This is a genomic window from Limnofasciculus baicalensis BBK-W-15 (assembly GCF_024178385.1).
Classification (GTDB): Bacteria; Cyanobacteriota; Cyanobacteriia; order Cyanobacteriales; family Coleofasciculaceae; genus Limnofasciculus; species Limnofasciculus baicalensis.
On the sequence record NZ_JAMZMM010000129.1, the window covers coordinates 1 to 15,427 of the forward strand.

Genomic DNA, 15,427 nt, shown 5'->3' on the forward strand with positions numbered 1-15,427 from the left:
TTTAGTCCATTTTAATGGACTTGAGCTATGAGCCGTAGAATTAATTCTACGGCGGTTTTTCTGGCTTACTGACAATGGTGCAAGTTATGAGTTTTAACTGATTAGTGCAAGAGTTGTCACAAAAGCCGAGCGAGAAGCTTATGAAGAAGGTTAACTCAGAAATGGAAGACGATTTGCGATCGGAATATAACTTAAAGAGTCTAAAAGTGAGAAAGTTAGGCCCGAAACGGAAAAGTTTTAGTGGGACAACGGTGCTATTAGATCCTGATGTTGCTGAGATATTTACTAATGCAGATGCAGTCAATGATGCTTTACGGTTTCTGATCGGAATTATGGAAGAAAATCAAGATATTGCTCTCAAAATTAAGCAGAGAATTTCGTTGGATTAGACTATTTAAATTTTAATCCAGGGTTATTGAGGATTCAACAAATCGTTGAGTGTATCACTCTTATCCTCTGGTTTAAGGTAAAGAGCGCATTCTCTGATAACTTCTTCAGGATTAACACCCTCTTTGTTACACCAGGTACTTATACAAGCATCACTCAATTCCTCAACTAAGTCATATTCAACCAATGCGGTTTCTGTATTTTCCTCACAGGCGATTAGATCTAGGAGTTTAACAGCAGTTGGTTCACGTAGTTGTTTAGTTATAGAGTCATAAACAAGCCCGTGATACTTGCCCTTGTAATTCAGTAGAACGTAAATTGATGGATGGGGATCTTTATATGTCTTAGCACTAAGAATATCACTAGGAATGCTCTGTGCATAGTCACGATTATCCTGTAGTTTAGCTGTATGCTGGAAGTAGGGAGAGATATCCAGATTTGCGATATCTTGTATGTCTAGTTCCCCCGATCTGATGGTCACTTGTGATGCCACATCTAACATATTAATCTCTTGTGTTTTCACTTGAGTTAAGACTGGTAAATCAATCAGCTTCCGAGATTCACCATGACGTTTCATTAGATTTTCCCAACGTCGCATGATGCTTACCAGATCGTATTTAAGATTTGTCTCAATCGTTAGTTTAGGAACAAAGGTGTATACCTGAACAGTTCGAGGGGAATGCCAAAAGCGCAGTACACGCCCAGCTCGCTGAACTGGACCAATAGGAGTCCAATCTATGTCATAATTAATAACTACAGAGGCATCCTGCATATTCACACCGACACCGTGAGCATCTGTTGAAATGAAAACATCATAGTCTTGCTCGTACTTCCCTATAGCGTCGTTGGCAACTGGGGCAAATTTTTTGATAATTTCTTCTATTTCTTTAGTTTCTTTCATGCGATAGTTACTAGCAGTAACTTCATCTATGGTGGCAACTACACGCAATGATGGTATTAATTCTGTTAATCCTTTTTTCAGGTAAACAGCAGTCGCCCTCCTTTCGCAAAACACAATAGCTTTTTCCTTTCTGAGTTCAATCTCTTGAAGAATAACGACAAGGGCTTTCAACTTAATATCTATAGAAAAGTTTTTTCCTGTGACTTTTTCTCTAATCGGTATTAAAATTTCATTTCGATCTTCGTGTGTAAATGCAAACTCTAGCTTTTCAAATTCATATTCATTTATGCCACCTGGCGTATCAATAATGCGCTCAAGCACTCCGCGCAAAGCCAAAGGTGAACTAGCCCAAGCCACTCTGACTAGCCTCTCTATTGTTTTTCTAAACATAGGATTACGAGAGTTTAAATCAAAGCAACCACCAACGATAGCTGGAGTTAAATCACTTTCCAGCGCTAAAGGAAAATCAATACTATGGAGTATCACTTTTGGGATGTAGCGTCTCTCTTCCCCAAAGTTGATATAAATTTCTTGCCCCTCCAGTTGACCGTAATAGCTAGCTACGTGAGGTGTGGTTAACTGAGAAGCTACAGGTAAGTGAATAAAATCTTCCGGTTGTTCGATATACCATGCTCGTGCATCATCGAAATATTCGGAAAATAAAACTTGGTTTTCACCCTTATGAGGTAAGAGAAACAATTGGTTTTTTATATTATCAATATCCTTGGCATAAGGGGAGCCAGTCAGGAGTAAAACCTTGGAATTATCTCTATGACAAAGTTGTTTTAACCAGATAAATGCCTGACGTTCTACTTTCTGTTCTTTTCTGTATCTTCTATTACTCAATTTGTCAATGTATCTGTTTCTAAACTCATGACTTTCATCAATGATAATCAACCAACGTTGTTCTTGATTATTTTTTATAATGTCCTCTAAATCTTCAAGACTTCTATCTTGTTTAGTAGTTTTTTTATCTAGTGCTTGACGGATGAAATAGTCGCAATGTAAGCTAGCCTGACGTAACTCACTTTCCCAAGTTTTTTTAACTGGTTTTGGTCCAATAACAATAACATTATCAATCTCGTCTTCCTCATGGAGATGTAAGGCTACATGAACTGCTACTACAGTTTTGCCGAGTCCGGTAGAGGCTACCAGCATAGAGCCACCAAACTCACGTATTTGACGCAAGGTTTGAGCAATCATATCTTTCTGGTAACTAACAGGGCATTTTTTATATTTAGCCTTGATAGGTTGAATGTCTTCCAGAGCCAGCATGGTCTTTAAATAGATATCCCAAGGACGCACAAAGTCAAGCCAGCGCCGGAGGATTTCTAATAGTTCTTCAGTCATATCTATTGCTTGGGCGAAGTAATCATCAAATTCATTCACTAGTGCGATGACTTCGCTAGTTTTAGTAACGATATTACCAGACTCAATTTGCTCCCTCAAACCACGTCCGGTTAGGTTGGACGAAGCCATAATAGCTATTTTGGAGTCAACTAGGTAAAGCTTGGCATGGTGAGACATTGCACGAGCATCTACAATGTGGAATTGACCCGATGCCATTTTTTCCACTAAATCAAACACGGCTTTTCGGCGGTCTCGATCTAAGCCAGTACGCAAGTCACGCATGATTTCTTGGATCAGAGCTTTTCGCGCATTGTCTTTGCCTGGATCATCAAGACCAACTAAAAGGTAAATATTCTTACCAGTTGTATAAGTTCGGATCAGCCCCCAACCTTTTATCGTGAAGAAGCCAGAAGCAATCCGAATCTCTCTCTCCCCAGCCTGAAAGTGGCGGCGTATATATATTAGGGCGCTTTCTTTCTCAAACCAAGTTTCTCGTGAACTATCTGACTTGCTTGATGAGTTATCGCGATCGCTCATTACCAATGACTCTGGTGTTGTTAGCTACATTATTGTAACTCTAGGTTATAGAATGATCCTAACCCTCTGATTCCCAGCCTTAAGATGAATACCCAAGCAACTCGTCAAAAACTTATAAATGCGATCGCGCGGAGCGCACCAGCGAAGCTGATCGCGGATCTCCCAGGCGAAGCATTTATGGAGAGAGGGGTTAAGTGTCATTTTTACCAGATACTAATCTATTGCTCCGCAGCATTGATTCCTCAGACTTTAGATCCTGCCAATCTCAACAATACTTTCCCCATTTTGCAGTAACTCTAAAGCTTGAGGAAAAGCCTGTGTAAAAATGCGCTGCAATTCTCTGTTAGCCATATTACCGCAAGTTAACCAAAGGATTTGTGGTGGAGTGCCTAAGCGAACTACTAAATCGATAAAATCTCGATCCTTAGTCACAATAACTGTACCATCGCCATTAGCACGAGCCGCATAAAATATATCAATATCTTGAGCATCTCGTAATCCCAGCTCTTGTAAAGTAACTGCACTTACACCAAAAGTATCAGTTAACCATTGGGCTAGATTAGGTGGAAGTTGAGCATTTAGCCAAAAATTCATACGGCAATCCTGGTAAAATCGATTCGGAGAGCAGCAAATAATAAACAAGCTTGAATATCTTCAGGTTCCAAATCTGGAAAGTCCTCCAGAATCTCACTAGGAGTGACATTATCTGCTAATGTTTCTAATATGTCGCTAACCCGAATTCGCATTCCTCTAATACAAGGACGACCTCCGCACTTACCAGGAGTTTGGGTAATTCGACTGAGTAACGCATTTTTGTCTAACATCAGATTGACTCTTATATTTATATCCTCTCTATTCAATCTATACTACATCCCGATAGAGAAGTTGTCACCTATCTCGTGTAATTCTCTCACATTCCGTCATCGCCCCATCTACTTTAGAGTAACCGTTAACTTAAATCCGATTACATCCAATAGCGCTATTAGACTATAAATTTCACATCCTCCACTCTCTAAGAGCATTTTTTCAATTTTTCCCCACTTCAGGAAATCTTCTTGAGACAACTTATTTATCGCCATCTGCGCCTCAATTACATCCTTAATTGCCCGGGCTAGCAATTCCGGTTCTGGATCTTTTTCTTCTAATATTGCTGTCAGATAAGCAGCCGCATATTCCGGATCTTTTAATCGTTCAATCTTAGAGGGATGGTAGCTATCACTTGTCGGTATTTTCACGTTTTGCATAATCTGCCCAATACTCCTTAGCTTTATTAATATCTTGTTTTTGAGTACTTTTATCCCCACCACACAAAAGAAGTACTATTGTCGAGCCTATTTGTCCAAAGTAGACTCGGTAGCCAGGACCATAGTCAATTCTAAATTCAGAAACTCCTTCTCCAACTGATTTATAATCTCCTAGATTGCCTAATTCAGCCCTAGCAAGTCTTGATTCAATTTTAACTTGTCCTTGCCTATCTCGCAGAGAATCAAACCATTTTTGGAAGGGAATCGTGCCATCTGGCTTAATATAACGTCGAATTTCCCTCGGTTGTACGGTCATAATTTTGTCATAGTTTGTTATTATTCAATGCTATCAAGTACTGCAATATACGTCACTTATTAGATTAACTCTTGTATTTTTATCATCCCTATTGAATTAAAATATTCGATAAGGTTAAGAAAAATTTAGCACTACGATGTCTATTACAGATTACAAAACTATTATATCTTAAAACTGACACACCTCTGCAAATTGTGAAAAGGCTACTCCTCGGACTATCGCTCTTAAGACAGGTTGGTGGGATTAGGTTTGTCTTCTCTGCAAATGGGATTAAATAACCACGGGTATAGCCACATCACCAGTGTTAATTTTTATTGCTTAACCAAGCGCGATCGCAACGCCCAGCCCAGGCATCGCAAGACTATCGGTTTCTTGAGCTACAGTTTCCAGGATCGTATCACTATTATTAACTAACATATTCCACTCAGATTCTTTCATTTGGTTTAGGTATTCCAATCGTAAGTGATGTTGCTCGAATACCCAATATTTTACACTGGGAATAGTGTAACGAATCAGAGCTAACCATTGGGCTTCATTAATCGCTAAAGGATTGCCCTCCATTAATATAATCTTTCCGACATTTCCTAATGCGGCAATACTATGTGCAGCTAATAACATAGAGCGATATTTTGGATGAGAACCCAGTATAAACTTAGTTTCTCCATATTCGGAGTAATGCCGTAACATAATATAAGCTCGCAGCACTAGCTCAATTGTAGCAGGTGTAATTCCAGAAACTAAGAAATGTCGCAAGTCATAACCGTTTAAATACATCCAACGGGCAACTTCACCAACGGTTTTGCCTTCTGCGCCAATACTACCTATATTAATTCCCTGTACCAATGTCATAAAAGGTGCTGGTAATCCCATTGGTGTAAAAGCATCGGAGATTAGGTGTCCTATTTGGCGCAAAATTGCTTCAATTAATCCAATTTGTGGATTATTAGACCAAGTTACATCGCTAAAAATTGAATGGTGTCCGCTCAATTTATCATAAGAAAATCCTGTAATTGTACCCCGCATAATATCAAGAACACCAAAAATAAAACCGAGAACAGGATCGTGTCCAAGACTTTGCAATCGGTGGGAAGATGGAGACATTCCAGGCATATTGGTTGCATCGTAAGGCACTTTGCAAGTTTCCTCAAGATGTTGCGCCCATTCTGCAAACCAATCATCTGAGGTATTAATATTGTACTTTTTCAGCCATGCCGTAATCGGGCTACCCACTTGTCCACCATACTCACCCGTGTTAATTGTTCGGGGAATAGAGACAAGAAAATAATCTGTCAGAGATGCTAAAATACCACTAGATCCCACAAAAGCATAGTCAAACTTATCCCAGTGATACTGAGCGTCGTAAGTTCTAATTTTTTCAATATCTTCATCTGTAAGTATTGATTCATAATGAGCAAACGGATTCTGGATTTTGTGATAAACCCAATCTTGACTTTTAATAACGTTGGTATCTAATTCTTTTTGGCAGTTGTCAACAAAGCTATGCCAATCTGTAAAACCAATTTTAGTTAGTTCCTCTGCTACAGCCCCACAGCCTTCCTGGTAAATCTGGGGAATTATCTTGACAATAGTTTGCCCAGTTTCCGATACGGTAGTGCTAATTGCTTCTGTTACACCGACAACGCTTCCGACAACAGTTTGGGTTGTTTGTAAAGCAGCTTCAGTAATTGATCCGCCTACTACTGTAGCTGTTTCTACAACAGTTTGAGTGGCTTGAATGGTAGTATTAGTAACTGCGTCTTTGGTTTCGACAACTTTATCAACAACAGTTTGAGTAGCTTGAATGGTAGTATTAGTAACTGCCTCTTTGGTTTCGACAACTTTATCAACAACAGTCTGAGTAGCTTGAATGGTAGTATTAGTAACGGCTTCTTTGGTTTCGACAACTTTATCGACAACAGTTTGAGTAGCTTGGAGTGTAGTATTAGTAACGGCTTCTCCTATTCCCATGGCTGTTTCTACCACAGCTTGCCCAGTTTGGGAAATATTATTGCTGATATCGCTTACATTAGATCTGATGATTTGGCTAATGCGATCTAATAATGCCATTGTTTTGAGTGAAATAACTACAGGTTTCTTCAACTGTAAGCGAAGTTACGATGTAGGTTCATCGTAGATATGGCTGAATTTTATCGTAGATATGGCTGAATTTTACTGCCTAAATTGCTGATTATGCCATTCTACACGATACTCAAACGCGATCGCACTTCTAGCACCAGCGAAGCGAATCGCGTACCTCAATCACAACCCCTCCACTGCCTCATCCCTTCATCGCCTCTCATCAGCCATTTATCGCTGACTAGGAACGAAAAACGCGATCGCAATGCCCGCCAGAGGCATCACTCCAAAAAAATGCTATTATTATAATAAATCACAGTAATTGTAACCCAAAAATAATATGAGATTTATCAGCCCCAAAACCGACTTTGCCTTTAAAAAAATATTCGGCTCGGAAGATAGCAAAGACATTCTGATTAGCTTCCTCAATGCCTTAATTTACGACAATCAAAATACCATCCAATCTATAGAAATCATTGACCCCTACGCAGCATCTCAACTTCCCGGATTAAAAGACACATACCTAGATGTCAAAGCCAAAATTAACGATAATACAACTGTGATTATCGAAATGCAAGTCCTCAACGTAGCCTCCTTTAGCAATCGAGTTTTATACAACGCCGCCAAAACCTACGTTACCCAACTCAAATATGGCGAAGGCTACATGAAACTGAAACCTGTCATTGCCTTAACTATTACCGATTTTGAAATGTTCTCCAATCAAGAATCAGCAATCTCTCACTTTGTTTTCCAAGAGACAAAGCGAAAATTTCCCTATCCCGATTGTCATTTAGAGTTAGTCTTTGTCGAACTACCCAAATTCAATAAACAATTGGCTGAATTAGAAAATATCCAAGATAAATGGATTTATTTCCTGAAAAATGCCCCAGATTTGGAGACAGTACCAGAAACCATGGGTGCTATACCCGCAATCCAAAAAGCATTGACTATCGCTAATCAAGCAAACTTAAGTGTTAAGGAATTGGAAGACTTAGACAAACGGGAGATGTTTCTAGAAGATCAGCGCGGTTTGACGATCAAAGGTATTGAGCAAGGTATTCAATCAGGACAAGCAGATATTATTATTCGTCAACTGATTCGTCGTTTAGGCACTATCGAGCCAGAAATTAAAAACCGCATCCGTCAATTACCCACTGTACAATTAGAAAATTTAGCCGAAGCTGTGTTAGACTTCACCAATGTATCAGATTTAATGACTTGGTTCAATTAACGATTGCTCAATAATCAACTATCCATAAAAGGAAAAAATAAGGCAATATGGAGAAAAAGATCGCAGATTTGCGCAAGGATTACACCTTACACGGGTTAAGCGAAACTGATGCTCTTCCCAATCCTTTCACACAATTTAAAATATGGTTCGATCAAGCATTATCCGCCCAACTATCCGAACCAAATGCTATGTCCATTGCTACAGCAAGTCTAGATGGTAAACCATCGGTTCGGATGGTATTATTAAAAGACTATGATGAAAGAGGCTTTGCCTTCTTTACCAACTATAATAGTCAAAAGGGACAGCAATTGCGCGAAAATCCCTGGGGTGCAGTTGCCTTTTGGTGGGCTGAGTTGGAAAGGCAGGTGCGGATTGAAGGACAAGTTGAACAGGTTTCGCCTGAAGAGTCGGATAGTTATTTTCAAAACCGTCCAAGAGCATCTCAATTAGGTGCTTGGACATCTGCTCAAAGTGAAGTTATTAATAATCGCGAAGTCTTGGAGCAACGGTTGGCAAAATTTCAGCAGGAGTACGAAAATAAAGAAGTTCCTCGTCCACCTCATTGGGGCGGATTTCGGGTTATTCCTACTATAATTGAATTTTGGCAAGGTCGTCCTAATCGCTTACACGATCGATTAATTTATAAAAAACAGGATAATGGTAGTTGGATAATCCAACGGCTGTCACCTTAAAAAGTCAAGCTCAAGAATAAAGCCTCTATCTGTAGGGTGCGTTATGCGTAGCTAACGCACCATTACCAATATATCAGGACTTACGCAAAGCCTCTATCTCTAGGGTGCGTTATGCGTAGCTAACGCACCATTACCAATATATGTAATCTAGTGTATCCAAAAATATTGTTTACCCAACGATAAAATGAAAATACGTCGAACAACAACTATTATTATCGCCGCGATCGTATTTTTATTAACAATCCTCTTGACACCAGGATCGGTAATATTTAATTGGCAATTTATTCCCACTTCCTTTGCCAATCAAACAGATATTATTCCGAATTCAGATCGACAGTTACTTAGTATTTATCAACCTATTCAAGATGTTGCTTGGGAAGGACAATTTATCACACCCAAGGGAATCACTTATTTTGCGGCAAGTGAGGTTACAGATGGCTATTTATTGCGCACTGGTGCTGAAAATGATTTGGCAACTGCCCAAACGATGAGCGATGCCAAAGCCCAAACTGAAGCTCTTTTTAATATCGGGATTGGCTACCATGTTGAGGGAGATTATGACAAAGCAATTGATACTTACAAGCAATGTTTGGATAAGGCGCGAGAAATTAGCAATCGCGATTTAGAAGTTATGACTCTCGGTAATCTGGGATTGGCTTACAGTCGCATAGCTAATTATGCTGATGCTATCGATTACTTCAATGAATATTTTGGATTTACTTGGCATAAGGCTTATTATTATAATGGCACTGATCCGCGCTTAGGTGAAATGGCTTTGGGGAATATCGGTAATGCTTATTATAGTGAGGATCTCTATGCTAAAGCAATTGAATTCCACAAGAAGCGTTTGGATTTAGCTAAGGAAATTAAAGATATTAAAGGTGAGGGTAAGGCTTTAGGAGATATTGGGATAGTTTATCAGGCTTTAGGGGAATATGACAAGGCGATAGATTCCCAGCAACAGTATTTAGGAATCGCACGGGAAGTTAAAGATAGTTATGGAGAAATTGAAGCATTAGGCAATTTGGGGATTACTTATCAAAGTCTAGGGGATTATGAGAAAGCAATTGCCGCCTTTCAACAAGGTTTAGCTAAAGCTAAAATTACCCAAAACCGCAGACAACAAGCAAAATCACTCTCTAATTTAGGTGGCTCTTATTATTTTAGTGGGGACTTTGCTAAAGCGATTCAGTTTTATGAAGAGGCTTGGGAGGTTTCTTGGAATCATATTAATGATGCTCGTATATTATATGCGATTCGTGGGAATGAAGGATTGGCTTATTTTGAGAAGGGAGATTTAGCTAAAGCGATTCAATTTTATCAGGAGTATTTGAAATTAACTTATAGTTATAACAATCGTCGGGGAGAAGGGGTAGCTAGGAATAATTTAGCCTTAGCTTATCTCAAATCTGGCAATCTGGCAGAAGCAGAGAAACAACTGCGAGAAGCAATTAAGATTTGGGAAGACTTACGGAATAGATTAGGAGGTAACGATATTTATAAAATATCGCTGTTTGAAACTCAGACGGCGATTTATAGTAACTTGCAACAAATTCTGATTGCCCAGAATCGGATTAATGAGGCGCTAGAAATTGGGGAAAGAGGCAGAGCGAGGGCATTTGTTGAGTTATTACAGCGGCGCTTATCTCCCGATTCTAAACAAAATTTGACTATTGCGCCCATTACAATCGAGCAAATTAAACAAACAGCTAAAAATCATAATGCTACTATTGTTGAATATTCGGTAATTGCCAATACTTTTAAAATTAATAATCAAATCCAGACTCGCGAATCATCACTTTATGTTTGGGTAATTAAACCAAGTGGTGAAGTATCATTTCGCTCGGTAGATTTGAAGCCATTATGGGAACAGAAAAAATTGTCCCTAGATAAAATAGTAGTTAATAGCCGTGCGGCAATCGGGGCGAGAGGAAGAGGATTAGGCGCAGTAGAAAGAGTCGAGCAACCTAGCAGACGAAGGCTATTGGCACAACTGTATGAATTGCTGATTAAACCCATTGCCGATTTATTACCTACAGATTCGGCATCCCGTGTCATTTTTATTCCCCATCGTCAATTATTTTTGGTTCCTTTTATCGCCTTGCAAGATGAAAAGGGTAAATTTTTGATTGAAAACTATAATATTTTGACTGCCCCATCAATTCAAGTTTTGGATTTGACGTTTAAATCTTCCACTGCTTCAAACAGTCGGGGAGCTAAAGGAGTTGGGGATATTCTGGTAATGGGAAATCCGACAATGCCAAGTATTCCACCTGATATTGGGGAACCTCCAGTACAATTACCCAGTTTACCAGGAGCAGAACAAGAAGCAAATGCGATCGCAAAATTACTAAATACAAAGGCGATTACTGGTAATGAGGCGACTAAAGCGAATATTGTACCAAAGATGCAGCAATCGAAAATCGTTCACTTGGCCACACATGGCCTATTAGATGATTTTACAGGACAAGGGATACCCGGCGCGATCGCACTTGCTCCTGATGGCAAGGATAATGGATTATTGACGGCTGAAGAAATCCTCAATTTGAAGTTAAATGCTGATTTAATAGTTTTGAGTGCTTGCGATACGGGGAGGGGCAGGATTACTGGTGATGGAGTTGTGGGATTATCTCGTTCCTTGATTACTGCTGGTGTTCCCAGTATAATTGTTTCTTTGTGGGCTGTACCAGACGCGCCTACAGCATCGTTAATGACAGAATTTTATCGCAATTTGCAACAGAATCCAGACAAGGCTGCGGCTTTAAGAAATGCGATGTTGACGACAATGAAACAGTATCCCAATCCTATCGATTGGGCAGCATTTACTTTAATGGGGGAACCCTAATACACGAGCGCATGACCTTGATATAGAGGAGGTGGGTCTTTTCTTTTTCTGACATCTACTTGAGCGTATCGTCCAATGACGCGCACTTTTTTACCTTCGGTTTCGGCTTTTAATAATTCATCTATCTCCTCATCATTTATTGAATCAAATGGATTAGGAAAAAGTTCCTCAAGATCGCGGTCATTCAAAATAATCGGCATAGGATTATGCCTGGTAGCACTATTCACGAGTAATTTTTACTCCTTCTCTTACCGTCTCATTGGTTCGGGATCTATGAATTTATTTCATACTCATTAGTTATCGGATTCCAGACAGCATTTAATTGAGCAAAAGCTTTCTGGTGAAGGCTCCAAATATCCTCACCAGGATTAGATGCTAAAAGCTCATCCCGATATTCTTTACTAACAGGGTAGATATTGGATACAGCACATAAAACTTGCGATTGTAAGCTCTCATTAAATCCATAGTCAGGATATAACCCTTGGCAGGGAGCTGATTTTAAGAATTCTTCTACAGCAGCTAAAGGATGAGAATCGGGAATAAGTGGTTTAGCTCGCAGTTGGCACTCTCTAGCGCACCATTCAATATAATTTGAGGGAGGTTGAGGCTCTCCAAGAACGATATAGCCCATAACTAAAAAAAGTGGAATACCTCGATGAATATGAAGAGGAAATAAGGGAAAAATTTCGGGATTTTCTGGGATTTCCATCATCATGGGTTTACCTATCCTCAAGTCGGGTAGCACTGCTTGTCCGTCTTGGCGGATGAAGAGAAGGCGAGCTGTCATCATGGCGTTATTTTGCTCGTTTTGTAGTCGCCAAATCATTTTAAGGTTGTCGTCTTCTTCCTCCATTTCGTCCTCCATTTCCTCTGGCATTTCGTCCTCCGTCTGGAGAGGAAAATTAGTCTCCATTTCCTTCTCCATCTCCATCTGGAGAGCAAAATAGTCCTCCATTTCCTGCTCCATCTCTTCAATCAGTTCGCAGTAGCTCTGTAAAGCTTGGATAGATTTCTCATATCCAAGATGATGAAGATAGTTAGCTGCTTTGATTATAGCTTGAGGGTTAAATTTATATTTTGGGTAGGCAAAGATTAGACGCATTAATTGGATCGCTTGGATAATTTTTGAGTCATTATTGTTCGATAAATTCACTGATTTCACTCGACTATATCTGGTGTATTTCTTTTTATTTTGTCATAGAAATCCTAGATCATTGGTCTTCTAGGACTAAATCATTAAGAACCTAGGCTAGGTCCAGTCTTTGTGACTCTACTCTTGCTTATTTTTTTAACGCAATTAAACTGGCTTGTAACCGAACGAAACAGCGAGTTACTGTCATCCCAATCCCTTGGTTGAGTTTCCGTTGCCGGAAGGCAGCCTGAGTAGGCAGCAGGACTCCAATTATCTGGTTCATTGTAGTTAGGAATATACTTGGCATACCCTGCAACGCTGTGGGTTCCACGATAACCAATAGATAATGGTTGAATATCAAATGTATCTGTAGCTGGAGGTCTACCATTGAAGCTAAGTGGTTGACCATTTGTCACTTTCCAAGCTTCCCAGTAATTGGTGAAACCCAATGTTTTCTGTCCTTATGCTTCACCCTTGCCGCCACATTCCTAGGAAATAAAACACGTCCTTACCTCTGACTGCGAGTCGGGGTAATTGTCGAGAGGTTTTGACTTCATATTACTTAAGATCATCTCCGGTGTTTCTACCAACTACTAAATATGACCACTACAACCACAGATTGGTATCAAGCCAACTATCAATACTTGATGGCATCAGTTAACCGCCATCACCTTAACCCAATCTCCCCTAAAAATTGACCCATACATTCTCTGTTATTTATTAAGAGAATCGGACATTGACCTCCAACTGATTGACAAAGTTAAACCAGTCCAAGCCGATTTAACCGGAGATTTAGCCCTCCCGCCAAGTCATCAAGAAATTGCCCAAAAAGTCCTGAAACGTTGGACAGAATCGAACTCAGATAATCCGCTAGAAATTATTGAATTATCTCAATCAGATCTCACCAGCAAACGCCGAATTGCGGCTGAGATAAGTAACTTATACGCCAAGAAACCCGGTTTCTACAGAAAATCGTGGGTTTAGACGATCGAGGTTGACGAAGAAACCGGGTTTCTGACGAGTTGTGTGCAAGTCATGGAGGAATAAACAAGGGGATGGCAGCCCCTTGCCTATCACAAATAACTATTTAGCAGCGAGGGTTAAACTAGAGCCTAATTTGAGATCTAAATCTGTGTCAGGTTCAATAACATATAGATCCACACTGTTGCGCCCTAGGAAGCGCTGAATCAAGGTTAAAGCAACACCGGAACCCGCCCCAATCAAAAGTTCCTCAGTTGCGATCGCGCGATCTCCTGTTACTGCGGAGATTGCTGCTGCTGCCGCTGTACCTAGTGCTGCATTCTTAACTAGAGTACCCACACTAGTACCCTTACCCACAGTTTCAGTAGTAGTAATGAATCCAGAAGAAGCATCAATGGTTATTTGTTGACCATTCATCACCAATTTCTGGGCAATAAATTGAGCGCCATTGTCAGTCGTGCGTAACTCACCAACTACTTCACTACCAGCAGGAATTAATATCTTACCATTAGCAGTAGTAATGTTAGCATCTACAGTCAGTGTCAGGGGCAGTTTTTCGTCTTCCTTAGCCACGAGAATCTTTTCTCTGACATATTTAACTGGAATACTTGTACCTGCTGGAATTGTAAAAGTGGTAGCAACTGGAGTAGGATCGGCAATGTATTGGGAAGAAACTGTATTTGCTAGTCCTTCTTGAACGAGTGCTTGATAGATAAAAGCCGCTACTTCTGCCCGGGTTGCATTCCGTTGAGGATTCAAAGTATTGACATTGGGATAATTAACCACCACACGATTATTTGTTGCGGCGGCAATCGGTGTCCGCGCCCAGCTAGAAATACTAGATGAATCGTTATAGTAATTCAGAACAGTTGTTGAACTAGAGGAATATTCCAGTCCATTTGAGAGAGAAACTAAAGCTTGTTCGCGGGGAATATTTTGTTCTGGACGGAAGACACTTCCGGGATAACCTGTCAAAAATCCAGTGGTATATGATTCCTGAATTGCGGAAAACGCCCAGTATTTGGAGGGAACATCAACAAATCTAGTTCCGTCACGTTTCGATTGTTTTTTGAATTCTTTATTGGCTTTTTTCAACATCGCCGCAAACTGGGCGCGGGTTACTGGAGCATCGGGACGGAAACTGCCGTCGGGGAAGCCAGCAATAATATCTCTTTGTGATAATTCACTAATAAAAGTTCTTGCCCAGTAGCTGGAAGAAACATCAGTAAAGTTACTAGATTGGGCAAAACCAGGAGCAGCAGAAAATATAGGTGATACGATACTAGCGCTTAAGCCAAAAGCTAAAAATGCAGCGGTTCCAGATTGCCAGGAATGTAAGTTAGACATGGAAGGCGTTCTCCAAAGATTCTCGTGTTGTTAAATCACTAGACAAGTGAGTAAAAAAAGATGTTCCCGAAATTTTCTATCTCTTTTGCTTCGGTAATTTTATCTATTAACTCAGTACAATTATCTTTTGTGTTGAGCCGGAAATTTTGGGAACAATCTGAGAGGGAAAACGTCCGGATCGGTAAATTAGTTGTCGTATAAAAAACTCCACTTACCGTATTGGGGAGTGGGGAGCTGGGGATTGGGTTTCCTCTATTGAGTGGCTGTGGGAACGTTATCGTCACGAATTGCGGTATGGAGTAGATCTGTACTAAAGAATGCGATCGTAAGTCCTATAATAAATTACAGCAGTTTTCAGTAGGATTAGGTATTAAATAAAACCCTACTC

At 40.0% G+C, this 15,427-nt stretch carries 14 protein-coding genes; 5 read left to right on the forward strand and 9 right to left on the reverse strand.

Features of this window, described 5'->3' with window-relative positions; translation table 11 throughout:
* Positions 1-140: 140 nt before the first annotated feature.
* A complete protein-coding gene (locus tag NJ959_RS14145) occupies positions 141-389 on the forward strand; it encodes a hypothetical protein (protein WP_254012394.1) in 249 nt (82 codons plus the stop codon).
* Between the two features lie 23 nt (positions 390-412).
* Here NJ959_RS14145 and NJ959_RS14150 read toward each other — a convergent pair whose 3' ends face one another.
* The 6 genes from NJ959_RS14150 to NJ959_RS14175 all read right to left on the reverse strand — a co-directional run bounded on the left by NJ959_RS14150 (position 413) and on the right by NJ959_RS14175 (position 6,835).
* Complete coding sequence (locus NJ959_RS14150; protein WP_254012395.1) at positions 413-3,175, reverse strand: helicase-related protein; 2,763 nt, start codon at positions 3,173-3,175, stop codon at positions 413-415.
* 249 nt (positions 3,176-3,424) lie between these two features.
* Complete coding sequence (locus NJ959_RS14155) at positions 3,425-3,769, reverse strand: DUF5615 family PIN-like protein (protein ID WP_254012396.1); 345 nt, start codon at positions 3,767-3,769, stop codon at positions 3,425-3,427.
* Complete coding sequence (locus tag NJ959_RS14160) at positions 3,766-3,999, reverse strand: DUF433 domain-containing protein (RefSeq protein WP_254012397.1); 234 nt, start codon at positions 3,997-3,999, stop codon at positions 3,766-3,768. Before NJ959_RS14160 ends, NJ959_RS14155 begins: the two co-directional genes overlap by 4 nt.
* 108 nt (positions 4,000-4,107) lie before the next feature.
* The gene (locus NJ959_RS14165) at positions 4,108-4,419 is read right to left on the reverse strand and encodes a helix-turn-helix domain-containing transcriptional regulator (protein ID WP_254012398.1); all 312 of its coding nucleotides are present in this window, start codon (positions 4,417-4,419) and stop codon (positions 4,108-4,110) included.
* Entirely contained in the window at positions 4,391-4,735 is a 345-nt protein-coding gene (locus tag NJ959_RS14170) for a type II toxin-antitoxin system RelE/ParE family toxin (protein ID WP_254012399.1), read from the reverse strand. Before NJ959_RS14170 ends, NJ959_RS14165 begins: the two co-directional genes overlap by 29 nt.
* A 318-nt stretch (positions 4,736-5,053) precedes the next feature.
* Positions 5,054-6,835, reverse strand: a complete 1,782-nt coding sequence (locus NJ959_RS14175; RefSeq protein WP_254012400.1) for a hypothetical protein — start codon at positions 6,833-6,835, stop codon at positions 5,054-5,056.
* Positions 6,836-6,925: 90 nt separating this feature from the next.
* Here NJ959_RS14175 and NJ959_RS14180 point away from each other — a divergent pair, with 90 nt between their 5' ends.
* The 4 genes from NJ959_RS14180 to NJ959_RS14195 all read left to right on the forward strand — a co-directional run bounded on the left by NJ959_RS14180 (position 6,926) and on the right by NJ959_RS14195 (position 11,579).
* Positions 6,926-7,120, forward strand: coding sequence for a hypothetical protein (locus tag NJ959_RS14180; protein WP_254012401.1), 195 nt, complete (start codon positions 6,926-6,928; stop codon positions 7,118-7,120).
* 31 nt (positions 7,121-7,151) lie between these two features.
* Entirely contained in the window at positions 7,152-8,042 is an 891-nt protein-coding gene (locus tag NJ959_RS14185; protein WP_254012402.1) for an Rpn family recombination-promoting nuclease/putative transposase, read from the forward strand.
* A 47-nt stretch (positions 8,043-8,089) separates the two neighbouring features.
* Complete coding sequence (pdxH, locus tag NJ959_RS14190; RefSeq protein ID WP_254012403.1) at positions 8,090-8,734, forward strand: pyridoxamine 5'-phosphate oxidase; 645 nt, start codon at positions 8,090-8,092, stop codon at positions 8,732-8,734.
* Positions 8,735-8,918: 184 nt separating this feature from the next.
* Complete coding sequence (locus tag NJ959_RS14195; protein ID WP_254012404.1) at positions 8,919-11,579, forward strand: CHAT domain-containing protein; 2,661 nt, start codon at positions 8,919-8,921, stop codon at positions 11,577-11,579.
* Here NJ959_RS14195 and NJ959_RS14200 read toward each other — a convergent pair.
* From NJ959_RS14200 to NJ959_RS14210, 3 genes are all read right to left on the reverse strand, one after another.
* Entirely contained in the window at positions 11,576-11,806 is a 231-nt protein-coding gene (locus NJ959_RS14200) for a hypothetical protein (protein ID WP_254012405.1), read from the reverse strand. The genes NJ959_RS14195 and NJ959_RS14200 overlap by 4 nt on opposite strands.
* A gap of 44 nt (positions 11,807-11,850) precedes the next feature.
* A complete protein-coding gene (locus tag NJ959_RS14205) occupies positions 11,851-12,732 on the reverse strand; it encodes a hypothetical protein (protein WP_254012406.1) in 882 nt (293 codons plus the stop codon).
* 1,062 nt (positions 12,733-13,794) lie between these two features.
* The gene (locus tag NJ959_RS14210) at positions 13,795-15,039 is read right to left on the reverse strand and encodes an S-layer homology domain-containing protein (protein WP_254012407.1); all 1,245 of its coding nucleotides are present in this window, start codon (positions 15,037-15,039) and stop codon (positions 13,795-13,797) included.
* Between the last annotated feature and the right edge of the window lie 388 nt (positions 15,040-15,427).